We start from the raw sequence: 24,832 nt of genomic DNA on the forward strand, positions 1-24,832 counted from the left end.
CTTTCAGTCGCGCAGACCTTCGGTAGCAACGATAGCCTGCCTTAATGATGCAGCGGCCCGATCCGGTGAATCGCTCGCCCATACATTCGAGATCACAGCAACTCCCTGTGCGCCTGCAGAGCGAATCGCGTGAATGTTTCCCGGTTCGATGCCACCGATCGCCATGACAGGAATGGAGACACTCCTGGACACTTCAGCAAGGGCATGTAATCCTCTTGGGTCAAGATCAGGCTTACTGTTGGTTGAGTAGACATGCCCGAAGAAAAGATAATCGGCTCCCCGTTCTTCAGCGATTTTTGCCTCATCGATGGAATGAACAGATACACCCAGACGAAGGCGCTGCACATTGCTTATAACAGCAGGGTTATAATTTCGTATCGCATCTTGCCCCCAATGTACACCGCCATAAATGTCATTCTGTGAAGGAAGTTCTGAACTATTGATAACAATGCGGCAAGATGGAATGCCAACGCTACGCAGACTTTGAGCCCAACCGATCTTGTCTTGCCATGTGAGTTGTTTTTCTCGTATGTGAATATAGTCCACCAAAGGCCAAACGTCCTTTGCAGCTTTTACAAAAGATGCCTGATCCCCTGCACCCGTAGATACAACATGCAATTCAAATGATTCTTGAACATGTTCATGAGAAATTACCGTACTGTTCATCTCCTTCCAGACTTGAATGCTATGAAAACACAAAAAAGCCACTCCCGTAGGGGAGTGGCTGCGTATTAATTATAGGACCAGATGACTGACTGATACATACAGTTCATTTCGTGCAATAAAGCTATAGACCTTATAGCCATAACGTTATACACGCAACTGCATGTTTCAATTTACTAAGCAAGACGGTTGAATTCTTTCGAATTGCCGTTTGCTCACGTCATTCACTGAAACGCGCTCGCCACTTCCCTACGCTGGTATGATCCAGATCAGGTGCAAAGGGTCCGGAATCGTATTCTTCCATCTCAGCCGCATCGTGCGGCCCCCCTAGTGTTCATATGAAGTTGTAGCCTATGTTACCATAGACGGATTTTTTTGTCACCGTCATTTCTGTTAAACATTGTCTTAAATCGTCTAGTTTTTCTCAGACCATTCTTCGACATTCCATGTTTTGGTAACCCAACCCTCGTAGAAATCAGGTTCATGAGATACCAGTAACACCGTTCCCTTGAATTCTTTCAAAGCACGCTGCAACTCCGCTTTAGCTGTGACATCCAGATGGTTCGTCGGCTCATCAAATAGAATCCAGTTGCTTTCACGCATCAAGAGTTTGCATAAACGAACCTTGGCTTGTTCTCCACCACTCAGCATATTAAGCGGACGAGTAATGTGCTCATTTTTCAACCCGCAGCGAGCGAGATGACCTCGGACCTCATTTTGGGTCAAATGTGAAAACTCATTCCAGACATCCTCAATCGGCGTGATATTCCCAGCACGAACCTCCTGCTCAAAATATGCCGTTTCGAGATAATCTCCTAAGAAAGTCTTTCCACTGAGTGGAGATATTTTTCCCAGGATGGTTTTCAACAGCGTCGATTTACCCACACCATTACAACCTACGATGGCAATTTTCTCACCACGTTCGATTGTCATTGTCATCTTAGGCAGCAAAGGATACGTATATCCAATTTCAAAATCAATACCCTCAAAGACCGTTTTGCTGCTCGCACGGGCATCCTTAAATTTGAACGTTGGTTTGGCCGCTTCATCTGGGCGATCAATACGTTCAATTCTGTCCAACTGCTTCTCCCGGCTCTTCGCTCGACCTGAAGTTGAAGCACGTGCCTTGTTACGCTGAATGAAATCTTCCTGCTTCTTGATGTACTCTTGCTGCTTCTCGTATGCATCAATATGCTGGGCTTTATTCATATCAGCCATCTCGAGGAACTTGTTATAGTTCGCTGCATATCTCGTTAATTTGGCAAATTCCAAATGATAAATAACATTTACGACTTCATTCATGAATTCCGTGTCATGGGAGATTAAGAGGAACGCGTGCGGGTAGTCCTTCAGGTAACGTGACAGCCATTCAATATGCTCTACATCCAGATAGTTGGTCGGCTCATCCAGTAACAGAGCTGTAGGTTTCTCGAGCAGAAGCTTGGCAAGCAGCACCTTGGTACGTTGTCCACCACTTAGAGCTGCGACATCCCGATCAAGACCAATGGCGGACAAACCAAGACCATTAGCCATCTCTTCCACTTTTACGTCAATCAGATAAAAGTCGCCCTGTTCCAGTTGTTCCTGAATATCGCCCATCTCTTCCAGCAACTGCTCCAGCTTATCTGGATCTGCATCTGCCATCTGGTCCGTAATATTCATCATTTCTTTTTCCAATTCAAGCAACGGAAGGAATGCATCTTTAAGCACGTCACGAATGGTTTTACCTGGCGTAAGCTTCGTGTGCTGATCCAGATATCCATAACGGACCTTGGGTGTCCATTCCACTTTTCCACTATCTTTAAGCAATTTACCGGTAAGGATGTTCATTAATGTGGATTTACCCACACCATTGGCACCAACAAGTCCTACGCGCTCTCCGGCAAGTAAACGAAACGATACATTTTTAAATAACGTGCGATCTCCAAAATTGTGACTTACGTTCTCTACTGACAATAAACTCATAAGATGAGGTTGCTCCTATCTATTAGACATTACTTTTGTGATTGTTCCGAAACCCTATTCTAGCACAGGTCCCGTCTTTTCTGAAAGTAATGTAAACATATCAGGAACCTCTTCCATAATTTTGTCATACAGGGTACCCTAACGGTTAGAGCATTTATATTCGAAATAGCCTTGTGCAGCTGCTTGTCTCGCGTCTGTGAACACCTCTTCAGCACGGTAACCATTACCACATGTGGAGGGGTAGTAGTACTTGATACCCGTTAAAGGATCTACCCCACCTACTATCGCCGTTTTCTTCACAAGTCTGCCTCCACCAATTGCGTAATTGTTGATCTTCTGGTCACCCACACCTATACCTTGGATAAAGGCCATAATCCCTGTATCATTTATGGAGTTGTACCAATCTTCCTGGGCAATCAGGGGCATCGTAAATGTATAGGAAATACCGTTCTTTCTGGCAAACTCATTATGGCGGTTAATCACATCAGCCAGATTATCCTGCACAGTAGTCACAATCCGACTTCGTCTAACTTGTTCAAATACGTGGGTATCCTGAAGTAAAGGAATCTGTGTGGTTGAAGCCAGTTCTTTTTGAAATCCTTCAATCCATTTCCCTGCGCTTGCGTCATAGGCATATACGTAGTCGTCCAGTGTAAAGTTAATACTGTTACCATTAGAATCTGAATATGTATAAGGTTTCTTGGGGCTCCATACTTGCCGGAAAGAATCTTCAAGGTTACCCGTCATCTCTGTTTCCGTGGAAAACATATAATAGCCATCATAATCCAGAATAACTACGGCAGGAATGTAATTAAACATGTTTCGAATAGCTGCGGGATCATCCTGAATGCCCATATTCAAAGCCATCGTCTGCGTAAATGTCAACAAGGCAAGCTCCTTATCGGCTTTAACAAACTTGGTTGAATCGTAACCTGCTTCATCATTTTGTTTCTCATTCTGATGCATCACTGCACCTGCATCCATGACTGCAGTTTGAAGTGCAGATCTGTATCGATGACCAAGATATTGAGCCTCTTCGGCATCTTGGGTATGCAGTGAGATGATCCAGAAGAGCGGAAAAAAGATCAGCACGAATACAATGGAAAGCTCAGTAATCTTCATTGAGGACCATACCTCCGTATGTTACAAATACCGCTGAAGCCTGAGCCGTACCACTTAACCATTCACGGATGAGCATGGAAGGTGTACGATTTGTATTTTGGAGCGTCACGGTGAAAAAATCCCCTGTCGTCAACGTATATCTTCGGCCAGGATCATCAACCGGTATCACACCTGAGGATGGGAATAGTCTTTCTCGAATCTGAGCTGCATAATATCCATCCTGCACTACCTCATAGGTCCCGTTAAAACTGTTATGGTCCATCGGGTCTGTATAATGAGGTACATATTTCTTATGTAAATGTTCCATCGACACCTCATACAGATTGCCCGTTTGGGCCAGTTGCTCCTCAAACTCAGCCAACATTCGAGGTGAAATATATCCTTTCGTTCGGACAGCATCAACAAAGCGTGTTACATTCTGAACAGCCGTCATACGTGCTATATCATCCTGCCGATCGGCTGTTTCAGCAGCTGGGTACACATAGAGCAGAAGGACTGCGAGCAATACGGCAAGCAGCTTGGATGCGGCATTAATCAATTCACACTGGTCTCCTTCCAAAAAACAATCTTGAGCAGTTCTCCAGTTTCATTTCGTATAAACTCCGGTCTGTAGGTGGCATCGAGCTGGACAGGAATCGTCGCTGTTTTGCTGACAAATGGATCGATCACATACGATGTTCCATCTACCTCCACATGGATGCCTGTGCCTGTCATCTGCCTCACGGTATGCAACACTTCCGCACCACTATATTGATAGGAATTGCTGGTATGCAGTGTTGTTGTCAGCCGACCTTCCATGCCTGCTGTTGTCTGTACTCTGTCGGTCAAGGCCGCAGACAATATCTTAACATTCTGTTGCCCGTACAGGCAGGCTGTCACAAACAGGACAACCGCCGTACAAAACAACATGAGATGCTGGGTATTCCGGGACATGTTAAACCAACTCCTGTCAGGATTGCTGGAAGATCAGCCCTCTTACCACGTTGGAACGGTCTTTTACGATAATGGCTTTGAATTTACCGCTTGGATTGACATATTGATTGTCTTTTTCACTCATGGTCTGGTTAATAATCCCCACTTTATCGTCAGGAGCAATAACCGAGCCGTAGTCGGCATTATTGAGATCCTGTGAAATGTTCAATTGATTGCCATACCATTGACCCGCTTTATTTTTACCTGTAATAACTTGAATACCGAACTGATCTTTGTCCGCGTATTTACGCAGCGCATTCGTTACCTGTGATCCACTGATGGTTGTTCCGTCATACACCGTAAATGCGGCTTGGGACAACTCGGTTTGGATATCAGCAAAATTGTTCTGGGCCGTCTTGGTTGCCTCCTGAGCCGAAATAAACAACAGAACTACAATTGTGATCAGAGCGATTGTTAAGAATATCCCTGCTGCCACCTTTAAAGCGCTTGATGCATTGTTCATGATAAATCCTCCCAAGTTATAAGTTATTAAACTATTTCAGGCTGTCACACAGATAAATTGTGCTACAGTTTCTGAATTTGTTCATAATAAATGTTCATCTGCAAGAAGCTCATACCAACCAATGGAATGACCAGATACAGAAAGATAAGGGCGTACATGGGTGTAAATCCGATGGTTCTGCCCCATGATGCTTTGACATCAATCATTTTGCTGTACTCCTGCTTGCGTTGTTCAAAATAAAATTCCATCATGCTCTCGAGATCATCGAAGGCTTCGCGTATTGAGATTTTGCCAAGGGCAAGCTGTAATTTATCAACCAGTCGCTGGAACTCGGGCAAGCCCACCTCTTCCTTTAATTGTTCAAGTGCAAGCTCTGGTCCATGTTCAAAATGCAACAAACATTTTTGCAGCGGGCGTTTGAAAATGACGGCAAATCGATTAAGCCACTCCAATATCTCCTCGACTGACATCCGGTCCATCTCACGCAAAATGGAAATCACTGTCTGGAATTGATAGATTTCATGTCGCATATCCAACCTTCGCATTTTCCGCTGAAATAACATGAGCCATACGGGCATGTAGTACCCTGCTGCACCCATGAGAATGGCTATAATCATTTCCCACCAACGTACATATTGCTTGTTATACACCTCAAGTTTCTGCATAATGCGCGTGATGGTCTCATTCTGGGTATCAAGGTCCATCTGAACGGGAGATAACTGCTGTAATGCGTTGGCGACTTCTTCGTATGTAGCTCCTCGGTTCATTTCTACACTTTCCAGCACGGATTGATCCAATGCTGTTTTTTCCTCAGCTTTCCTGAGATCCGCTTCAGCCATTGCACCAAACATTCGATCATCACGAATTGGATCATACAAGATGTGGTTACGTTCAACCTGATGCAACAACAAGATGCAACCCATTGTAAGGACCAAACAACCTGCGAATAACATCACTCTACGAATGGCAAGCCATTCATATTTCAACTCCGAGCTGCTCTCCCTCATGAGCCGTATCGTTTGACTGTACTGTGCACTGCCAGGTTTCGCTGCAAACAACATCGCCAATTTCCGTATGAAGGTCTGCCTGTACAGAAACTCATCCAACCATGAATGCTTATGCCCTGACCGGTAACGGGTCTCATCGTATTGCTGGAGCCTTTGCAGAAGCAAATAGGCAAGGATAATGATGACATAGATCGATATTTTGGTAACAAAACCGATTTTGCTGCGATAAAATTCATCCATCGTTGGGAAACTGACTCTGGCCCAACGTTCGATTGGAGCGGTGAACAATACCGGAGCAAGAGCGATAATATTAAGCCCTTTGAGCAGGTAATCCAATTTATCACGCCGCAAAATCTCCAAATGAATCTCCTGAGTTAGGTTACCAAGTCCTTTGAGATAAATAGAACCTTGTGCCCTGTCCTTATCCCCGAACTCCATGACCATATAGGAAACACCGGCGAATCCTTTGAGAAAACGGTTGGGAGCCACCTCATAATAACGCTCAAGTGCTTCATTCGGATCTGGAGAAGTTAGAGCTTCGTAGATCAGTCTTACTTGTTCTGCTGCTTCTCCTGTACCTGCTTCAGCAGCTTCATAGAGCGCTTCCTCAACTATGCCATGTTGATGATACCTATGCCTTACATCCGCAAAGAGATCCAACATCTGAACCAGCAACCTTTTCTCCATACGACTGAGGCACATATCCAATACCAGACTGTTTAACACCACAGCACAGAGAATGGATAGTATTACAAAAGCGATGCCCGGCTGTAGAAAAAACAGAATGACACTAATGCCTCCATAACCTCCAAGAATAATCAGAACTACTGTCATCGTCAGCCTGCGAAGTGAAGGCTCATCCCCAACATGGCGGAATGAAATACGCTTCTGCACCTGTAAAATATACGCTGATAACAGTGGGACCTTCATTCCAAGACGGTAGGATTGCAACAAGATTGATCCGAGTCCCTTGAGTCCCTTCCCGCTAGGAGCAAGAATAACGCTGTACTGACTTGCTGAACCACCTCCTCTGTGACGTAACATACTTAGAACCAGAAGTGTGATCAGCAGCCCTCCTGCACAAATACTTAATACGAGGAGCAGAATCCATTTAATTGTCATGCTGAATCACCCCAGTGTTGCTTCATAAACTGTTCAAATTTCTCGGCATCCTGTAATGTCATCTGGTCTCGCATATCCACCATGCTTCCAGAGGAGATTGGAGCTGTTGCAACATACGCTCCATTTCTGTACTCCACAACATTACGAAATGTAAAACCTGCCCTCTCTTCCACGCTATCACCTTGATTCGCACGAGGAAGACATTCCGTAATACGTTCGATATATCTTCGTCCCTCAGCATCTTTTTTCATGTGAACATCGAAATTGATGACACTCACAACCTGCTCCTCAGCAATATGCTCATGCTGGAACATACCTGTCTTGAGCAAGGAATTTCGGAGGGAGAAGACCAGATCACGAAACGTTTTGGCATGGTGGGTAAACAGGGTGAACAGACTGGCAACCTGAGACATTTGAATCATCCATGCGGCCACCTCATCACTCGCAACCTCACCGAGTATATTAACGGTACCATCCGTTTTTTTCTGCAAATCAAGCCCTTGTTGACCTGAAATGTGTTCAGTCTCTCGGAAACTCAAAATATTACGTCGGCTATAGATCCGTCTTAATTGAAGTTCAAACGCCATCTCCTGTACCCGAAGGGTGTACGATGCATAGATGTGTTTGACCATAGCCATAAGCAACGTTGTTTTACCAGAACCTTGTGCCCCGGTTACAGCTGTGATCCGGCTTCCTTTCATCAGGTATTGAAGCAGTGTTATTGGCAGATCTGCGTTGTTACCCGTAATCAACTGTTCAAGTGAAGCATTCGGAATATCGAACTTCCGGACGAAGAACGCCCATGATTCTGCAAAAGGAGGACGAACAACAACGACACGGGAGCCGTCTTTCATCTCGTTCACCTTGTATCCACTTGCTTCCGACAACTGTCCGGGATAATTGTATTTGTATATATTCTGGCATACCCTTTTTAGTTCACGGATGCTTCCGAATGACAGAAAGGATAGATGAATGGACTTACCTTTATAGAAAATCCAGACACTTTCCATGCCGCTAAGCGGTTCTTCATGTGCATCATCCTCCAGTCCTTGATCCAGCAAATCATTCCATGATGCCGGTTTTCGAAGTCCCATATTATGAACAGCATCAAGCATACCGCTGACACCACCACTAACACCATCAATACGCTGGTCCCTTATCTCATCAACAACCGAGAACCCTTTATAATGTTGGTAGATACGCTGCACGATGATATCCGTCTTTTCTCTGAAACCAAGCTCTCGATATTCGCACTCGAAAACATACTGAATATCCTCCTCAGAGATATAATAACTTCCTCCATCGTCCGTACCTTCCTCCATTCTCAATCTGCCAAGATCGTAGGTATCAATCATGCGGGAGAGTGCATCCACACCGAATTGCTGTCGGTACAGATAAAACACAATTTCGAATCGGTCCTGGATCGTCAACAAATCTGGTTCTGCAAACAAAATAACTTCATCTACATTTGATTTGTTCAGTCCTATGCTTCGGGTCAGCAGGTCCCCTATCAGATTTTTGACATACGTTTTGTCGCTGATACTGCCTGAGACACAGCCCTTCAGCGCTTTTCTCATCTCGGCACGTTGATTAATTCTTCGACGATATTCTTCTTCGTGCAGACCTGCATCCGCGAGTTGACTATGACTAAGCTCATGAAGTGAGTTCTTCACCTTCTCAATCAACATGTCTATCGTGAATGATTCCTGTTCAGGAACACGAGCATTCTTTTCACGAAGAAACGTTCTATACTTGAACCAGATATAAGTCAGGCACAGAATCAAAATTAAACTTATCCATATGGTATTCCAGAGCATCGGAGGTTCAGGCTCCCCTTTCCAGCCTCTTCAGAACTGTGCGCATACCTGCACCGTCCATAATCAGGCGAGCGAGTTCGCTCATGCTTGCAGCAAAGCTCCCTTTACGAATATCCTTATCCTCAGTCAAACTTTCCAACTGCAAGTATCTAGCAACATCTCGCCGATTCATTGCATCCAGGTATCCGGTTGTGTACGGGATCGCAGATATCGTGCCTTTGTATTTGAACTGGCGCCGAATATTGGAAAGCGTTGCACGGGAATGCAAATCGTATTTGTTAATTACAACATGTATATTCTTATTGTTCATTCGTTCTGGCAGGATCTCTTCAAAGAACAACTCCAGATTTCGCATATTTTGATCGAGATTAATGACAACATAGTCCGCCTGTTGCAGCTTGAGCTGAGCATCGACACCAGCATGATCCGCATCCAGAAGAACCAGATCATAATACTCGTTAGCTACATTTAGCAGCTTTTTCACAGTCTCACCATGTTCCTGCGGGGGACGTTCCATCTCATCCATTCTTCCGGTTAGGAAATCAAGTCTTTCTTTCAGAAGGGGCTTGGTATAATCCCTGAGATTTTGCTTATTCAGAATTCCGCTCGAATGCAGCCGTTCAATCGCATCCCAGCCACCCTCTTCGAAGGAGAACATATAGTCCGCTGAATTCGTATCATTGGATGGTAGAGCAGCTTCTGTGCCAGTTCCGGCAAGGCCTGTATTAACAAGTAACACTCTTGTCCTGTAGTGAAGTGCCATCGCATAAGCACTAATTAATGTGCTTGAAGTGCAACCCGTTCCCGCAAAAGGGCTCCAAAAGGTAATGGTGCTCATGCTCTCATCCTCTCTGCTTCTTTCATCGCACGGCGACTACGAACACTTTCCCAACCTGTTAACTGCTCGACCACGCGACACAACGATTTTTTGTAATTTCGTGACAAAGGTCCAAGATGAACTCGGCGATGATGCTCATTCTCAAGCTTAACCGCCGCTGTTAACTCATCCCATGGAAGCACTAAGGATTCTCCTGTCCATACAAACGGACTGCCCTCCAGATACGCCCACAGATAACGAGCTTCAAGCTTGCAGTCAACCCCGTTAATTAAGAGCCGCTGAAATGACAGCTCACCCGGCAATGACTGTTCTTCAAGCAACCGCTTCAACCAGCCCTTGCCACGTTCCAGATTGTAACGCTCATAATCACTCACCCAGACTCTTACATCAGCGGTTAGCCAGAGATTACGTGAAGCAAAATGTGAAGTCTCCATGTCATATAACACATAATCATAACTGTCCAATCGCTCTCCATTTACTTCAAGATGATTCTCTACAGCTGCCGAAGTGACAAAATGACAAGCGATATCAAATCCTTCAAATTCCGTAATTCGCAAAGACTGCTGACCGTCACCTACACCGTACCCATACTTCTGTTGTAAGGTTCCATCTACGAGCAAGACCTTGTTGCCTGTCGAAGCCAATATCTTGCAAAGATATAACATCAGATCATTCTTCTCACATAAACCCGCAAAGATCCATGTATACATAGATGTTACAACTCCCTTCTATTTCTTTAAACCTTTGTTATTTGAATTATCTTAATGTGAAAACCTTAGATTAATCTCTACTCTCCACCCGTTAGCAAGCTCTGCTGTTCTGTTTGTGAAGCTTCAGCAGGATCATTTACGCTTCCAGAATTAGCTCCTGCCCCGTTTCCTGAACCATCATTCCACATCACTCCATCCGATGTTACCGGATTATTTGCAGATGGACGACTGTTATAAGTAACTGAGGATTGGGCCACATCCTGTTCCACTCCTTTTGATGGTGCTGTCACGGAGGCGGCCAGTGAACTTTCAAGCGAACTTCGCACCTGTCTGGATAACTCCTGTTCGGCTCGTCGAACAATATTCGGATCACTCTCCAGCAGTTTCAACACTTCTGAATTGGCAGGATACGTCGGGATTGCAGGTGTCTGAAACTGTGGTTCTACATAGGTTAAGGCATAGATTGAAGCTTTATGTAAATAGGCATCTACAATTGCACTTGAGAGTGACAGAATCTCTTCCTCCGTCATCGTAATCCATAAGGTAGCTGCATTGAGTCGTTCCACTTTCTTCTTCGATAAAAGAACATAGTCTTGTCCGGTAGGGAATTGGATACGAACATCAATAATATCTCCCTTAACGAGTGAGGATGGCAGTAATACAACTTGCAGCTCTCGATTTCTTAAATCGGGCGGAGCCGGTGTATCCTCATATACCATCTCGGTGGTAATGGCTGTTCCTTTTTTTAACTCTATTTTGGCCACTTGGCCTTCCATTTGCTTGGTACTGGACCAGAGATTTCGTGGTGCTTGTGCATCCGGAACAGCAATGAGCTTCAGATCCTCCGGTAATATCGGTTCACCTGCTTCAATATCCCGAATCGTAACCCATCCTTGTGCGCCCGAATCCCATTGTTGCTTTAATTCAGCTTCCTTTTCCTCATATGCTGATAAATAACGGGCTTCTACAGCTGACCTAACATCACCCATCTTTTTGACATTGTAAATAACATATCCTCCGAACACCAACCCTACAGCTCCTGCTCCGATAAGTCCGGCATAGATCAGTTGACGGCTTTGTTTTCTTAATTTAGACAAAATAGGCTCTCCTTTCGTAATCTCTTCTAATCATGTACTTTCCTTCGTGAAAAGAACGAACGTTTCTTGGGCTGCTGTGCCATCATATGCATTAAAATATGTGAAAACACTTTATCCATCTGTGCGTCCTTATCAAAAGGGTCGATATGTAACGGCAGACCATATACACTCGATGTATCCAGAGCTTTCCGAATGCGTTGAACTGCTTCACTTGCTGCAAGGGGCAAACAATATATCCATTTCTCTCGTGGATACCGATGATGTGATCGAACAAAAGCGCCAATCTCCGCCTGTCTCCATTCGGCACCTGAGCCTATCACAATAGGCAGATCTGCACGAAGGAATTCTTCCAGCCGGTTCTGGTCTTGACCACTACCGAGATCCATCACAATGAACTGATAACTCCCCCCAAGCAAAGACAAAATATCCGCTCGCCCGGATTGTTTCCAATAATGCACACCATCCACTGCAAACTGTCTGCCTGCCGGTACCGGTTTACCCGCTTGAGCGATTTGTTGAATTCTTGCAAAGGATTGAGAGCGAGGTGACATTTCAATCACAGCTACTTTGAAGTTTTGCCTTTCGAGATAATGACTGATAGCTATAGCAGTGTGCGTAACCCCTACACCAGATGAAGCACCAGTCAAGGCAATAACTCTTGTTCCGCCATTCAAGGTCATGGTTGCATCTCCACCAGGCGTTATTCCACCGGGTATTCGGAGCAGTTCTTTCCGTACCTCATCGGCAGATTGGAATCGCTCCTCGGCATTATATCTCAACAGTCTCCTTGCCACAGGGATGTAAGTCCGTGGAACATCACTCCGGATAGAGCTTTCCACACCCTGAATCCATTCCGTATAGGCCCCACTTGTCATAAGATACAGCAGCAATGCTCCGAGTCCGTATAGATCTGAACGCGCATCAGTCTGACCCGAGCCATATTGTTCTGGAGCGGCGAAACCAGCTGTTCCCAACTTAACGGTATCTTCAGCACTTTGCGGTTTGTAACTTCTGGCGATGCCAAAATCAATTAATCTTACTTCATGTTCCGGCGTGATCATGATGTTTGATGGTTTCAGATCCCTATAGATCACAGGTGGATTCAGATTATGCAAATAACTCAACACATCCAGCAATTGAAGCATCAGCTCCGTCAACTGCTCCATCGGGATCTTCCCACGACACTGCTTGAAATACTCACTGAGCGTTAACCCGTCGATATATTCCATCACCAAGTATGTGTACCCATCTTCATCCGGGACAAAAAAATCAACAATTTGCGGCAATCTTGGATGGCGAAGTGATGTCAGAAGTGCGGCCTCGGTCTCCATACTGCCTTCATATGGCATAATCGTTACGCTTTCTTTAATTGCCCATATCTTGCCCGGTAACTTCAGATCCTCCGCCTCGTATACATGGCTCATTCCGCCTGTTCCCAGAATGGATACGATACGATATCTACCTCCCAGCAGGCTTCCGCGTTCCAGCCTGGCCGGATGTCTCATACCAATTCCTCCTTCAATACACAACAAAAAAGGGAAAGCTTCACCGAAGAAGAACAGACCGGATATCCGGTTTCGTTCACTTCGGGATGCTTTCCCTCAGGTTTGTTATGGTTAATATTGGTATCATTATAGTACAGGCAGGAATAGATTGTAAAGCACAAAATTTAATGAGCTTCATCGAATCAATTTCATAATATCTTTAGCTGCTTTAATCAAGAATAGATCTCTTAATATTTGACCATATAAAGCGTAATCTCTTCCCTGTTATGGAATAACTGCTTGGACCGTTGAATCTGCATCCGCGAACGCTCAAACGTATCGATAACATCTTTAATGAGCGCGAGCGGTTTTTTATGCAATAATTTCACGGTAACAATTGCTGTCCCCCCAGGCTGAAGGCTATATAGAAGATCCGATACAAGTCGGCTCATCAGCTTCGGACTCCAACTCATATCACATACGAGCAGATCGAATTCTCCTTCGCGGAAGCGCACATCCCCTGCGTTTTTCTTCAAGAAAGTCAGTTTTGGTGATGCCAGCAGTGTTGCATCCATCTTCGCCGGATCTACCGCCGTTACTTCAAGCCCGCGTTCAAGCAGGAACGAGGTCCATCCACCTGGTGCTGCACCAATATCAAGTGCTTTATGAAATGAAGTAAAGTCAATGCCAAACGTTTGCTCGGCTTCAAGCAATTTGAACTTAGCACGTGAGATCTGTCCATCTTCTTTTTGAAAACGTACGGCTCCCCCGCTCCAGTCTGACAGGTTCTGTTCAGGTCTGGATACGCCCGCATACAACATATCATTCGCAGCAAATACGGAAATGACATATTCAGCATCACGTACAACCCATTCACATCCCAGTTCATCCAGCTTTTCAGTCAGCAATTGCTTCAATGAGGCTGCATTTTCTTGCCAAAAGGACCCTTCTGTCTTCCGTACCTGCATTACGACAGAAGCACCGGTCAGTTCCTTATGATTCAACACAAATGCAATCAATCTCTCGATAGATTGCTCTGAATCTTCTGTATTCTCTTGAAACTGAACAGGTTGGATATGACGTAAAAACGTTGGATATTCTTCCAACAGTTTACCTGCAACTTCTTCCTCCGCTACAGGCAGACCCGCAAGCAAAATTTCTCCTGGTACGAGTACTGTGCTCTTGACCGCACCAAACGTACGGCGTAATTCTTCTTGTGCATAAGGGGCAAAGCCATGATTGGCTGTGCAGATAAAACGGGAGAAGTTGCCTTCTTCCCAAGACGATTGTGTACTCAAATTGTGTTACCCTCCAGAACGTACGCGTATCCACGGACGACCGTCATCCCACTGGATATCGACCGGGACATCGTACGTATGCTTAATTGTATCTTGTGTCAAAACTTCATGCTTGGGGCCAGCTGCCGCAATACGTCCATCGCGGATCAAAGCCACATGCGTAAATAAAGGTACGATCTCTTCAACATGATGTGTTACATATACAACTGTAATGTTACGCTGGCGCAGACGATCAATCTCAGCCAGCATCTTCTCACGTTCATATAAGTCTAGCCCGGCACAAGGCTCGTCCATAATCAGCAATTTAGGCTCAGCCATTAATGAACGAGCAAGCATGACTTTTTTGCGCTCCCCTTGGGATAACGTTCCAAGCGGGTTGTTAGCCAGATTGGCAAAGCCCATGTCATCTAACAAACTCATTGCCTTTGCTTTGACTTCATCAGGAATTGTCTGATAAAAACGCAAAAAAGCATAAGCTCCTGTAGCGACGACCTCCCATACCGGATCTCTGGGTGTAAGTTTCTCAATCAACGTTTGGCTGATATAACCGATTTCCTTACGAACTTCCCTGACGTCACATTGTCCATACAGATTACCGAGTACTTCAATGCGTCCCTGGCTTGGAAACATATATCCGTTCATCATTTCCAACAACGTTGTTTTGCCAGAACCATTCCGACCAAGAATAACCCAATGTTCGCCTTGTTCAATGCGCAAATGCACGTTATCCAAAATCTGATTCTCTTCTCGTCTAAGTGAGACATGTTCCATCGAGATTATACTCATTTCAGCACCGCCTTCCGGATCTCCGAGAGCAAATGCTCCACAGAGCTCATCCGATAAACCATCTTTGGAACATCTTGCTGGCCGTCAAATAGCATCACTGCTGGTACGCTTGAAATTTTAAATTGTTGTACAAGTTCAGGAATGTCATGGATGTTCATTTCGGATAAAATACCTTCTGGCAGCATGTGCTCTACTACTTCCAACATACGTCGTGCTGCCGCACATGTCCCACATAAAGGGGTATATATAAATACAGCCTGTGGCATGCCTTCCCATACGCCGCGCATTAACATTTTGGATGTAATTGGCTTCATTAACGTTCTTCTCCCGCAGCAACACGCAGCATGACCTCACCCGTCATAGGACCATTATGAATGGTTACCGAATCCGGTTTATTGCTATATAACATCTCGTACATCTGGCGTTTCCCAAACATACTGGACGTATGCAAATAAATCTCACGCGGAAATAAACCTTCTCGTACAATGGATGCCGCAACCTCTCCGCCATTAGGCGAATCCGGACCAAGCTCATAATCCAGAGACAAAATGTCCACGTCGCCTTCTCTTAGCAGCATAAGGCACTCTTCTGCATTCGTTGCCAGAACAAATCCTTTCGGACATGCCCGATAGTCATCCAAAAAAACATGCATACAATCGCTCCTCTCCCCATTATAGCCAGGAACGCATGAGCGCTATATCATCACGGTGCGTTCCATCTTCGCCCGTTTCTGTCTCGAGCACAACAACCGCTTTTTGGAACTCAGGCGCAGTTAACAATACTTTCATTGATTCATTTCCAATATATCCCTGTCCAATCCTCGCATGTCTATCCTTACACGAACCAGATGCATATTTGGAATCATTAAAATGTACAGCAGCAACATTATCCCAGTATCCGAGCATCCTGCCCTTATCAAGCATCGCCGCTTCGTTGCCTGACGACCACAAACCTGAAGCAAAAGCATGGCATGTGTCAAAACAAAAAGCAATATGCTCCGGATATCGGCTCAATTTGCGAATCTGTATCATTTCTTCCATTGTCGTGCCCATCGGGCCATGATCACCTGCCTGATTTTCAATCAGCACCTTCGAATGTCCATTCCAATTCTCCAAGGCGGTATCCAGACAATGAATGAGGTTCTGATAACCCTCCAGCGGATCGTTTGTTTTGATATGTCCAAAATGGACCACCGTCCCAACAGAACCGCAAGCATCCGAAATTTCAAGATCATTGCGTATAGAAGCTATTGTAGCATGAAAGCCCGCCTCTCCACGGGTCATGCCCAACGCCGGATTCGTAGGATAGGGTGAATGCGCAATCGAAGCCAGTCCATGCTGTTCACACCAATCCCTGCACTGCTCAGCATCCTTGAGATCCAAAGTTTTCAGACCAAGACTACGCGGGTTCTTCGGAAAATACTGAAACGCCGTTGCCCCCATCGCATGTGCTCTCTTGGCTGCCTGAAGAAATCCACCTCTCGTGCTGACATGTGCCCCGATTCCGGTATTAGGCCTCATGCTGGCATTTCGGACAGAAGAATGCTTTCTTGCCCGTAATTTCCACTCGTTCAATCGTTCCCCCGCAACGTGGACAAGTCTCGCCTTCCCGGTCGTACACCCGACATTGCTCGTCAAAGCTTCCGGTCTTCGTATCCCCTTGCATCAGTGGCATTTCCATATAACCACCCTCAGAAGCTGCTTCGCGCAACACGGACTGCATCGAATGGAACAAGCGCTCCGTCAACTCAGGTGAAGTCGCGATGTTCTGCGTTTTGGAGCTTGGTCTCAGACCAGCAGCAAAGGCAATCTCATCCGAATAACAGTTGCCAATCCCTGCAATGATATGCTGGTTTACCAACGTTGTCTTAAGTGTACCCCGACGACCTTTCAACAGGGAAGCAAAACGTTCCACGTTCATCCGTCGATCCAAAGGTTCAGGTCCAAGATCAGACATCGCCTCTTCCGTTTCTTTCGAAGTAAGCAGATGTAAATAACCCAAGCGCAGTCCAATAAAGAATAAAATGTGATCCCCAAACTGGATTTCCACCTGTGTGGAACGATTAGGGCGCTCCTCTTCCGTGCCCCAGAAAATCATACCGCCCAACATGAGGTGCAGCACCAGACGTTTGCCATTAGCCAAGTGGAAAATCAGATGCTTCGCTCGGCGCTCAACAAATATGATGCGATTACCTGTAAGTTCATTGATAAACAGATCAGGCTCCGTATTTATCGTTTTATCGCGATTAATCACAACACCTGTAATCAGTAGATCAAGTATTTTCTCGGACAGCAAGGTCCGGTAATTTTCCATTTCCGGTAGTTCCGGCATCGTACATTACCCCTTTTTGGAAGCTTGGTCTGCCTCTTGCGACAGCCACTCCATCAATTTATGCAAATCTTCAAACACATGATCAGGTCGAGCCTTGGCTGCTTGAATGTGTCCATCCATATTATCCCGTGTTGTCACACCGGTAAGTACCAACAGCGTCTCACACCCTGCTGCCACTCCGGCTGCAATATCGGTTCGCATATTGTCCCCGATCACTGCCACTTCATGAGACGCCAGGTTTAGCCGGCTAATGGCTGACTTCATTATAACACTCGATGGCTTGCCGATAACGGTAGGATGAACTCCGGTCGCTGCTTCAATTGCTGCTCCAATAGTCCCAGCCCCAGGTGTCAGTCCATCATCGGAAGGAAGCTGCAGATCCGGGTTGGTCATGATGAATTTTGATCCCGCATTAATCCACCGGAGTGCCTTGGTCAGTTTATGATAGGAGAATTCACGATCAATCCCCTGTATCACGTAATCTGGTGCATCTTCAGTCAACTGTAGTCCTGCTTCTTCTATGGCTTGTAACAGTCCTGCTTCTCCAATACATGCCACTTTTGCACCCGGGGTCTCTTCAGCGACGTATTCAGCAGCCGCCACAGCAGAAGTACATACTTGAGACGCGTCGGCAGGTATGCCCATCCCGTTCAGATGATCTGCCACACCTTGTGGTGTACGGGAAGAATTATTTGTTACGAATAAATACGGCTTTCCTAGCTCTTGCAGTGTTCGAATAAGCTGATCGGCTCCTTCGATACGATGTCTGCCATGATAGAGCGTACCATCCAAGTCAATCAGATAGGCCTTAATCACACACAGCACTTCCTTTCTTCATTCCATTAACATTTAATGTCCTTAATCATTTACCTCGAACTTGACCGCGAACCTATGTATTCAGGCAAAAAATAATGGCTTGCTGACATATGCACGCAACAAGTCGAACCGGATCGAACACCGACGGTTTAACTCGCGCGTCTTCTGTACAAGCTTGTCATTTCCTGCGCTTTCCCGGAAAATAATTTGAATCATTTCCCTCTTCATATTGCCCATCCTACACGCTTTCTGACCAGATTGCAAAAGGGACCGCGGGAGTTCCTCTCCCTCAGTCCCGTGCAATTACCCGGATCTTTATATGACGTGTTTAGCCGTGCACTGGTTCGCAATCAGGGTTAAGATTCTTGCTTGCGATGCACGACAGGAATAAGCTGGTGTTCGTTTGCAAGTCTGGTATTCGGGAATACGGACTGCGCCTCTTCCAAAAGTGGCTGAAGTTGATCCTCATCCTTATAGCGTGAACTGAAGTGAGTCATGATTAGTTGCCCTACATTGGCTGCTCTAGCCGCTTCTGCCGCTTGTTTAGAAGTACTATGATAGTACTCATGCGCTGTATCGGCCAAATCATGCATGAATGTAGCTTCATGCACAAGTACATCTGCATTGATGGAAAGTGGCTGTACGTTGTCACATGGACGTGTATCACCTAATATGGTGATCACCATGCCTCGTTTTGGCGCTCCCAATACATCTTCTGGACGAAGCGAATCACCGTTATCCAGCGTAATGGTTTCTCCACGTTTCAGCCGGCCGAACAATGGGCCTGGTTTCAGACCATATTCCGCCAGTTTGGCTGGGTCCAGGCTTCCTGGACGATCTTTTTCCGTAATCCGGTATCCATAGCTGTCAATCCGATGCTCAAGCAAAGCAGCTTCCACGATAAAACTGTCATCCTCGAACAGGACGCCGCCCGTATGTTCCACGATATTCAAATCATAGTTCACCCGGGATTGGCTAAGCTCCATTGTTGTACTGATCATTCGTTCCGTACCTGGCGGACCATATACGGTTAATGGTGTGGTGCCACCTTGATAGGCTCTGCTCGATAGCAGACCTGGAAGTCCAAATACATGATCACCATGCAGGTGAGTAATGAATATTTTCTCCAATTTGCTCAGTTTAAGCGGCGAACTTAAAATCTGGTGCTGCGTTCCTTCCCCGCAGTCAAACAACCACAAAGCTCTGCGCTCATCCAACATGCGTAGCCCAATGGAAGTTACATTCCGTTGAAGCGTAGGTACACCAGCATTAGTTCCCAGGAAATATAGTTCCATTCTGGATCGCACCTCTTTCTGTTGCCAGCAAAAAACCTCCGACAATGCGGAGGGCTTTGCCTGACACTCTACTGAATTTATGCCTTCTCTACATTAAAATACTTGGCTTGCGGATGGCTGAATACCATCGCTGATACGGAAGCTTCAGGTTCCATCATGAAACCTTCCGTCAATTCCACACCGATATCCTCAGGCTGAAGCAACTTGAAAAGCGGCCCTTGGTCTTCCAGATCCGGACAAGCCGGATATCCAAAGGATACCCTGATCCCTTGATAACGTGCACCGTGACGTTGCTTCATGGTCATCTGCGCAGAATCCGGGAATCCCCATATATCTCTCATCATATGATGCACACGCTCAGCTAATCCCTCTGCTACTTCGAGCGCTACGGATTGCAGAGCATGCGAGCGAAGGTAATCCCCTTGATCTTTCCATGCCGTGGATAGTTCACGCACGCCGTGTCCGGCCGTAACAACCATAAAACCAACGTAATCCATTTGACCGGATTCAACAGGTTTCAGGAAGTCGGACAGGCACAGGAATGGCTCGACTTTTTGACGTGGGAACGTAAATGTATGCAAAATATTACTCGTGTCCTTTGGATCATAGATAATAATGCTGTTACCACTGGACTGTGCCGGGAAGAAACGATACATGGCATGTGCCTGAATAATCCCGTCACGAACAGCCTCTTGCATAATATCGTCCACGACTGCTTTCAGGTCTGTAGCCTTCTTGTCACCTGAAGCAAGCAGTTGTTCTACTGATCCGCGCAACCCCAGATGATGTCCAAGCAACATCTGCATGTTCACGTATGGCAGGATATGTGATAATGGGTAGTTACGCATCGTATGCCGCTCCAGATCAGGCGGGACAAGAACCGGATGATCTACAGCAATATCCGAACGCTCCACTCGTGTAAGCTCTGGAAGAGCCTGAACAGCTACAGCACCTGAAGCATCAGCTTCTTTCTCAGCTTCCATCTCCAGTTGCATCGCTTCACGTGAAACGGGATTCATCAATTTGTTCGCCAGATCCAGACCGTCCATCGCGTCTTTAGCGTATACAACCATTCCGTTATATTCAGGACGAATACGATTTTTGGTGAATTTACGTGTTAGCGCCGCTCCACCAACCATAATAGGTACATCAATACCTGCTGTTCGCAAATCCTGAGCGGTCAGAATCATCTGCTGCGCTGATTTTACCAATAGCCCCGAGAGGCCAATCGCATCGACTTTTTCTTCTCGGTACGCCTCAATGATACGTTCTGGTGGTACTTTTATACCCAAATTAATGATCCGGTAACCGTTATTGGACAGGATGATTTCAACCAGGTTTTTACCGATGTCATGCACATCGCCCTTGACCGTAGCCAGAATGATCTTGCCTTTAACCGAAGTCTCGTTCTTCTCCATGAATTGCTCCAGATATGCTACAGAAGCCTTCATAACCTCCGCACTCTGCAACACCTCAGCTACAATTAACTCATTGTTGTTAAAGAGACGACCTACTTCCTCCATACCCCGCATCAGTGGACCGTTAATCACTTGAAGTGCTGTGTATTTGGCAAGTGCCTGTTCGAGATCTGGCAGCAATCCTTCTTTACTTCCTTCTACTACATATGAAGCGAGACGCTCTTCTAATGAAAGGTTCGAGATTTTTTCCTTCTTCTCAACCTTTTTGTTACGGAACGCCGCTACGAACGCCGCCAGTGTGTCATCATTCGTGTTATATAAAAGCTCTTCCGAGAGCCTGCGCTCTTCTTCTGGAATGGACGCATAACGCTCCAGTTTCTCTGTGTTCACGATGGCATAGTCGAGACCTGCTTTGGTACATTCATACAAGAACACAGAGTTCAGCACTTCACGACCTGCTTCAGGCAGTCCGAATGAAATGTTACTGATACCGAGTATCGTATGACATTCAGGCATCGCTTCCTTAATAACTCTTATACCTTCAATGGTTTCTTTGGCTGAACCGATGTACTGTTCATCTCCGGTACCAACCGGGAACACCAACGTATCAAAAATCAGGTCTTCTGGTTTGAGTCCATATTTGTTCACTAGCAAATCGTAAGAGCGCTTGGCTACGTCAAGCTTGTCTTCCCGACTAATCGCCTGACCTCGTTCGTCAATCGTTCCGACAACAACCGCACCACCATATTTATGAAGCAACGGCGTAATCAGCTCAAATTTCTCTTCGCCATCCTCAAGGTTAATGGAGTTAATTATCGCTTTACCTTGTGAGTACTGAAGGGCCAGATCAATTACTGAAGCATCCGTCGTATCAATCATGAGAGGAACCTTAACTTTTTTCACAACCAGTTCAAGGAACTTCACCATGTCTTCAGACTCTTCACGGTCCGGATCTTGTACACACACGTCAACAATGTGCGCTCCATTTTTCACTTGGGCACGAGCAATTTCCGAAGCTTCTTCATATTTGCCTTCTACAATGAGTCGTTTGAATTTCCGTGATCCCAGCACGTTCGTACGCTCACCAACCATGTATGGACGATTGTCCTGTTCAATGTAGATTGGTTCTATACCAGACAATGCAGGTGGATGTGTTCCGTTCATTTCTCTTGGGGGGTACTGGGCAAGTTTATCGCGCATTGCCCGAATATGTGCAGGGGTTGTCCCGCAACATCCACCAGCAATATTCAACCAGCCCTGTTCGGCAAAAGCACCAATCTTCTGAGCAAGCGAGTCTGGTGACTCATGGTAATTACCGTTCTCATCCGGAAGACCCGCGTTCGGGTAACAACTAACGGCAACCGATGCCATTCCAGAAAGCGAGCGAATGTGATCACGCATGAACTCAGGACCCGTAGCACAGTTTAGTCCTACCGAAATTGGGTTAAGGTGTTCTAAGGATATATAAAAGGATTCGATGTTCTGACCCGCAAGGGTCGTACCCATCGGTTCTATCGTTCCTGATATCATCAGGGGCAGTGTAACGCCACTCTGTTCAAAGGCCTGCTGAATTCCAATGCTGCCTGCTTTTACATTGAGGGTATCCTGTGAGGTTTCGAGTAGTAGCGCATCAACGCCTCCCTCTATTAAAGCAAGCGCTTGCTCCAAATAACTGTCGATAAGTTCCTGGAACGTTACTCCCCCAGTTACAGACAGTGTTTTGGTTGTTGGTCCCATCGCACCTACCACATAACGTGGAGATTCAGGTGTGGAGAAACGATCAACCGCAGCTTTCGCAATTCTGGCTGCTTCCAGGTTGATCTCACGTGCCCGATCCTGAATATCGTATTCAGCAAGCACGACGGATGTGGCACCAAATGTATTGGTTTCAATTAAATCAGCGCCAGCCTCCAGATATTCTTCATGAATGCGCTGGATCAGCTCTGGACGAGTAAGCACTAACATTTCATTACATCCATCCAAATCTTCGCCGCCAAAATCTTCGCCAGTCAGATCAACTTGTTGAATCATGGTCCCCATTGCACCGTCGAGGATTAATATTCGTTGTTTTAATGCATCGTGTAGACTAATCTTATCCAATATCTTCACCCCCGCAAAACGTTAAATCTTAGTTTAACAGAAACTAACTTAATGTGAAAGATCGGGTTTGGTCCCGAAAGATGGCGGGTTTGCACGAATATGAACGGAATTTGAGAATCGACAAAAACAAAGCAATCCGATATAATTCAATTAAACCAAGTGGAAAAGAGGGAAAGAACATGGCTGAAATTGTTATCCGAAATACGAACGAACGCATCACTGGTGACGAAAATGTTCGAAATTTCTTGAACAAATACGAAGTATTATATGAGAAGTGGGACGCATCCAAACTGAACACTGATCTGCAAAATAACTTTGGATTAACTGATGAACAGAAAACTGAGGTTTTGGAAACTTACGATTATGAAATCAGAGATTTGGCTGCACGTCGTGGATACCAGATCTGGGATGTCATCACGCTGTCCGAACAAACACCAGATATCGAAGAAAAGCTGGCCAAGTTCGAAGAGATCCACACCCACGCTGAAGATGAGATTCGTGCAATTGTCGCTGGTAAAGGAATCTTTGTTATCAAAGCTACTGATGATGTGGGCTACTTTAATGTAGAACTGTCTCCTGGAGACGTTATCTCTGTACCTGAGAATACACCGCACTTCTTCACTTTAATGGAGAATAAACAAATTATTGCTGTACGTCTGTTCATCGAAAAAGATGGCTGGATTGCAGATCCATACCCTGATCCTACTTTTATCAAACAAGCCTAACACTCTCGTGTTACAACTTGCTTAACCAAAACCCCTGTTCAATTGAACAGGGGTTTTCGCATATGCATATGGAGAGTATTATACAGCATCGTTGCATTATATAAAATAATGCGGGTATTTCGCCTTAATCGATTCCTGTTCAATAACAACTAGTCTAAGATGAGCTTCCATCACCTGAACAGCTTGCTCAGTCTGCCGCTCTGTGATAAGCCGATAAATCTCTTTGTGCTGGGAAATAATGACCTCCAGGTTGGAGTCCTCCGCAAGACGTAATAAACGCAACCGATTAAACGGAATATTCAGTTGTTGCAACATTTTCCATGTTCTCAGCTTACCCGTGCCCTGGAACAAAATCTGATGAAACTCTTCATCCAGTTCAAAAAGCCGATAGAAATTGTTTTTTCCTATACAGACTTCCTGCATTGCAATGTTGGTTTCAAGTCGAAATCTGAACTCTTCAGGAAAAGAAACACAAGCCAAAGTCACGATTTCCTTCTCCATCTTCTCCCGCATAAACCTGCCTTCTTCCACATGCTCCAGATTAATATGAGAGACGATCGTTCCACTCTGGGGAATAATGTCCAGCAGTTCTTCTTCAGCAAGCTTCATGAATGCTTCTCTAACGGGTGTTCTGCTCACCTGCAGTTCATCTGCAATCTCTTTCTCTGAAATCTTGGTACCCGGCTTAAGTTCCAGGTGAAGAATTCGTTCTTTTAACAGGTTATATGAATATGCCCGGGTCGAGCCTCTAATTTTTTGATTAAGTGACATGCATAGACCTCTTTCTATCAGCCGTATTCATT

At 45.5% G+C, this 24,832-nt stretch carries 23 protein-coding genes and 1 riboswitch; of the genes, 1 reads left to right on the forward strand and 22 read right to left on the reverse strand.

The features are described 5' to 3' along the window. Nucleotides 1-3: 3 nt before the first annotated feature. From V6669_RS17670 to metH, 21 genes are all read right to left on the reverse strand, one after another. Complete coding sequence (locus V6669_RS17670) at nt 4-699, reverse strand: thiamine phosphate synthase (RefSeq protein WP_338587245.1); 696 nt, start codon at nt 697-699, stop codon at nt 4-6. Between the two features lie 193 nt (nt 700-892). Beyond that, nucleotides 893-1,002: riboswitch (TPP riboswitch) on the reverse strand. Nucleotides 1,003-1,077: 75 nt separating this feature from the next. Next, nucleotides 1,078-2,628 carry an ABC-F family ATP-binding cassette domain-containing protein gene (locus V6669_RS17675; protein ID WP_133385194.1) on the reverse strand — a complete coding sequence of 517 codons (1,551 nt, stop codon included), beginning with the start codon at nt 2,626-2,628 and terminating at the stop codon, nt 1,078-1,080. 138 nt (nt 2,629-2,766) lie between these two features. Continuing rightward, nucleotides 2,767-3,750 (reverse strand): hypothetical protein, encoded by a 984-nt coding sequence (locus V6669_RS17680; RefSeq protein ID WP_338587250.1) that lies wholly within the window; start codon nt 3,748-3,750, stop codon nt 2,767-2,769. After that, entirely contained in the window at nt 3,737-4,288 is a 552-nt protein-coding gene (locus V6669_RS17685) for a hypothetical protein (RefSeq protein WP_338587252.1), read from the reverse strand. Before V6669_RS17685 ends, V6669_RS17680 begins: the two co-directional genes overlap by 14 nt. Continuing rightward, entirely contained in the window at nt 4,285-4,683 is a 399-nt protein-coding gene (locus V6669_RS17690; protein WP_338587254.1) for a hypothetical protein, read from the reverse strand. The genes V6669_RS17685 and V6669_RS17690 overlap by 4 nt, the downstream gene beginning before the upstream one ends. 16 nt (nt 4,684-4,699) lie before the next feature. After that, complete coding sequence (locus V6669_RS17695) at nt 4,700-5,185, reverse strand: hypothetical protein (RefSeq protein ID WP_062834890.1); 486 nt, start codon at nt 5,183-5,185, stop codon at nt 4,700-4,702. A gap of 62 nt (nt 5,186-5,247) precedes the next feature. Continuing rightward, a complete protein-coding gene (locus V6669_RS17700) occupies nt 5,248-7,314 on the reverse strand; it encodes a hypothetical protein (protein ID WP_338587257.1) in 2,067 nt (688 codons plus the stop codon). Beyond that, a complete protein-coding gene (locus tag V6669_RS17705) occupies nt 7,311-9,131 on the reverse strand; it encodes an ATPase, T2SS/T4P/T4SS family (protein ID WP_338587259.1) in 1,821 nt (606 codons plus the stop codon). Before V6669_RS17705 ends, V6669_RS17700 begins: the two co-directional genes overlap by 4 nt. A 7-nt stretch (nt 9,132-9,138) precedes the next feature. Next, a complete protein-coding gene (locus tag V6669_RS17710) occupies nt 9,139-9,969 on the reverse strand; it encodes a hypothetical protein (RefSeq protein WP_338587260.1) in 831 nt (276 codons plus the stop codon). After that, nucleotides 9,966-10,679, reverse strand: coding sequence for a hypothetical protein (locus V6669_RS17715; protein ID WP_338587262.1), 714 nt, complete (start codon nt 10,677-10,679; stop codon nt 9,966-9,968). The genes V6669_RS17710 and V6669_RS17715 overlap by 4 nt, the downstream gene beginning before the upstream one ends. 77 nt (nt 10,680-10,756) lie before the next feature. After that, nucleotides 10,757-11,776 (reverse strand): SAF domain-containing protein, encoded by a 1,020-nt coding sequence (locus tag V6669_RS17720; protein WP_338587264.1) that lies wholly within the window; start codon nt 11,774-11,776, stop codon nt 10,757-10,759. 26 nt (nt 11,777-11,802) lie between these two features. After that, nucleotides 11,803-13,281, reverse strand: a complete 1,479-nt coding sequence (locus V6669_RS17725; RefSeq protein WP_338587266.1) for a serine/threonine protein kinase — start codon at nt 13,279-13,281, stop codon at nt 11,803-11,805. Nucleotides 13,282-13,508: 227 nt separating this feature from the next. Continuing rightward, nucleotides 13,509-14,558: an SAM-dependent methyltransferase gene (locus V6669_RS17730; protein ID WP_338587268.1), complete on the reverse strand. Its 1,050-nt coding sequence runs from the start codon at nt 14,556-14,558 to the stop codon at nt 13,509-13,511. Nucleotides 14,559-14,564: 6 nt separating this feature from the next. Next, entirely contained in the window at nt 14,565-15,338 is a 774-nt protein-coding gene (locus tag V6669_RS17735; protein WP_338594986.1) for an ATP-binding cassette domain-containing protein, read from the reverse strand. 2 nt (nt 15,339-15,340) lie between these two features. Continuing rightward, a complete protein-coding gene (locus tag V6669_RS17740) occupies nt 15,341-15,658 on the reverse strand; it encodes a thioredoxin family protein (RefSeq protein ID WP_338587269.1) in 318 nt (105 codons plus the stop codon). Then, the gene (locus V6669_RS17745) at nt 15,658-15,996 is read right to left on the reverse strand and encodes a cyclic-phosphate processing receiver domain-containing protein (RefSeq protein WP_091029331.1); all 339 of its coding nucleotides are present in this window, start codon (nt 15,994-15,996) and stop codon (nt 15,658-15,660) included. The genes V6669_RS17740 and V6669_RS17745 overlap by 1 nt, the downstream gene beginning before the upstream one ends. Nucleotides 15,997-16,015: 19 nt before the next feature. Continuing rightward, nucleotides 16,016-16,864, reverse strand: a complete 849-nt coding sequence (locus tag V6669_RS17750; protein ID WP_338594987.1) for a deoxyribonuclease IV — start codon at nt 16,862-16,864, stop codon at nt 16,016-16,018. Continuing rightward, nucleotides 16,854-17,675 (reverse strand): DNA-formamidopyrimidine glycosylase family protein, encoded by an 822-nt coding sequence (locus V6669_RS17755; protein WP_338587270.1) that lies wholly within the window; start codon nt 17,673-17,675, stop codon nt 16,854-16,856. The genes V6669_RS17750 and V6669_RS17755 overlap by 11 nt, the downstream gene beginning before the upstream one ends. Before the next feature lie 6 nt (nt 17,676-17,681). After that, nucleotides 17,682-18,491, reverse strand: a complete 810-nt coding sequence (locus V6669_RS17760; protein WP_338587272.1) for a TIGR01457 family HAD-type hydrolase — start codon at nt 18,489-18,491, stop codon at nt 17,682-17,684. A 356-nt stretch (nt 18,492-18,847) separates the two neighbouring features. Continuing rightward, nucleotides 18,848-19,786, reverse strand: a complete 939-nt coding sequence (gene rnz, locus V6669_RS17765; protein ID WP_017688042.1) for a ribonuclease Z — start codon at nt 19,784-19,786, stop codon at nt 18,848-18,850. A gap of 77 nt (nt 19,787-19,863) precedes the next feature. Further along, complete coding sequence (gene metH, locus V6669_RS17770; RefSeq protein ID WP_338587276.1) at nt 19,864-23,304, reverse strand: methionine synthase; 3,441 nt, start codon at nt 23,302-23,304, stop codon at nt 19,864-19,866. Between the two features lie 179 nt (nt 23,305-23,483). On the opposite strand from metH, the gene V6669_RS17775 reads away from it, so the two are divergent. Beyond that, nucleotides 23,484-24,029, forward strand: a complete 546-nt coding sequence (locus V6669_RS17775) for a cupin domain-containing protein (RefSeq protein WP_047843398.1) — start codon at nt 23,484-23,486, stop codon at nt 24,027-24,029. A 96-nt stretch (nt 24,030-24,125) separates the two neighbouring features. Here the strand turns inward: V6669_RS17775 and V6669_RS17780 are convergent, their stop codons facing one another. Continuing rightward, nucleotides 24,126-24,800, reverse strand: coding sequence for a GntR family transcriptional regulator (locus tag V6669_RS17780; RefSeq protein ID WP_091020712.1), 675 nt, complete (start codon nt 24,798-24,800; stop codon nt 24,126-24,128). Between the last annotated feature and the right edge of the window lie 32 nt (nt 24,801-24,832).

It is taken from the genome of Paenibacillus sp. Y5S-9, from assembly GCF_036894235.1.
Taxonomy (GTDB): Bacteria; Bacillota; Bacilli; order Paenibacillales; family Paenibacillaceae; genus Paenibacillus.

What these genes read in the sequence shown, in the direction of transcription:
- V6669_RS17675 (WP_133385194.1), bottom strand. Translation starts at nt 2,628, where the DNA reads ATGAGTTTATTGTCAGTAGAGAACGTAAGTCACAATTTTGGAGATCGC.
- V6669_RS17680 (WP_338587250.1), bottom strand. Translation starts at nt 3,750, where the DNA reads ATGAAGATTACTGAGCTTTCCATTGTATTCGTGCTGATCTTTTTTCCG.
- V6669_RS17690 (WP_338587254.1), bottom strand. Translation starts at nt 4,683, where the DNA reads ATGTCCCGGAATACCCAGCATCTCATGTTGTTTTGTACGGCGGTTGTC.
- V6669_RS17695 (WP_062834890.1), bottom strand. Translation starts at nt 5,185, where the DNA reads ATGAACAATGCATCAAGCGCTTTAAAGGTGGCAGCAGGGATATTCTTA.
- V6669_RS17700 (WP_338587257.1), bottom strand. Translation starts at nt 7,314, where the DNA reads ATGACAATTAAATGGATTCTGCTCCTCGTATTAAGTATTTGTGCAGGA.
- V6669_RS17705 (WP_338587259.1), bottom strand. Translation starts at nt 9,131, where the DNA reads ATGCTCTGGAATACCATATGGATAAGTTTAATTTTGATTCTGTGCCTG.
- V6669_RS17710 (WP_338587260.1), bottom strand. Translation starts at nt 9,969, where the DNA reads ATGAGCACCATTACCTTTTGGAGCCCTTTTGCGGGAACGGGTTGCACT.
- V6669_RS17715 (WP_338587262.1), bottom strand. Translation starts at nt 10,679, where the DNA reads ATGTATACATGGATCTTTGCGGGTTTATGTGAGAAGAATGATCTGATG.
- V6669_RS17725 (WP_338587266.1), bottom strand. Translation starts at nt 13,281, where the DNA reads ATGAGACATCCGGCCAGGCTGGAACGCGGAAGCCTGCTGGGAGGTAGA.
- V6669_RS17740 (WP_338587269.1), bottom strand. Translation starts at nt 15,658, where the DNA reads ATGAAGCCAATTACATCCAAAATGTTAATGCGCGGCGTATGGGAAGGC.
- V6669_RS17745 (WP_091029331.1), bottom strand. Translation starts at nt 15,996, where the DNA reads ATGCATGTTTTTTTGGATGACTATCGGGCATGTCCGAAAGGATTTGTT.
- V6669_RS17750 (WP_338594987.1), bottom strand. Translation starts at nt 16,864, where the DNA reads ATGAGGCCTAATACCGGAATCGGGGCACATGTCAGCACGAGAGGTGGA.
- V6669_RS17755 (WP_338587270.1), bottom strand. Translation starts at nt 17,675, where the DNA reads ATGCCGGAACTACCGGAAATGGAAAATTACCGGACCTTGCTGTCCGAG.
- rnz (WP_017688042.1), bottom strand. Translation starts at nt 19,786, where the DNA reads ATGGAACTATATTTCCTGGGAACTAATGCTGGTGTACCTACGCTTCAA.
- V6669_RS17775 (WP_047843398.1), top strand. Translation starts at nt 23,484, where the DNA reads ATGGCTGAAATTGTTATCCGAAATACGAACGAACGCATCACTGGTGAC.
- V6669_RS17780 (WP_091020712.1), bottom strand. Translation starts at nt 24,800, where the DNA reads ATGTCACTTAATCAAAAAATTAGAGGCTCGACCCGGGCATATTCATAT.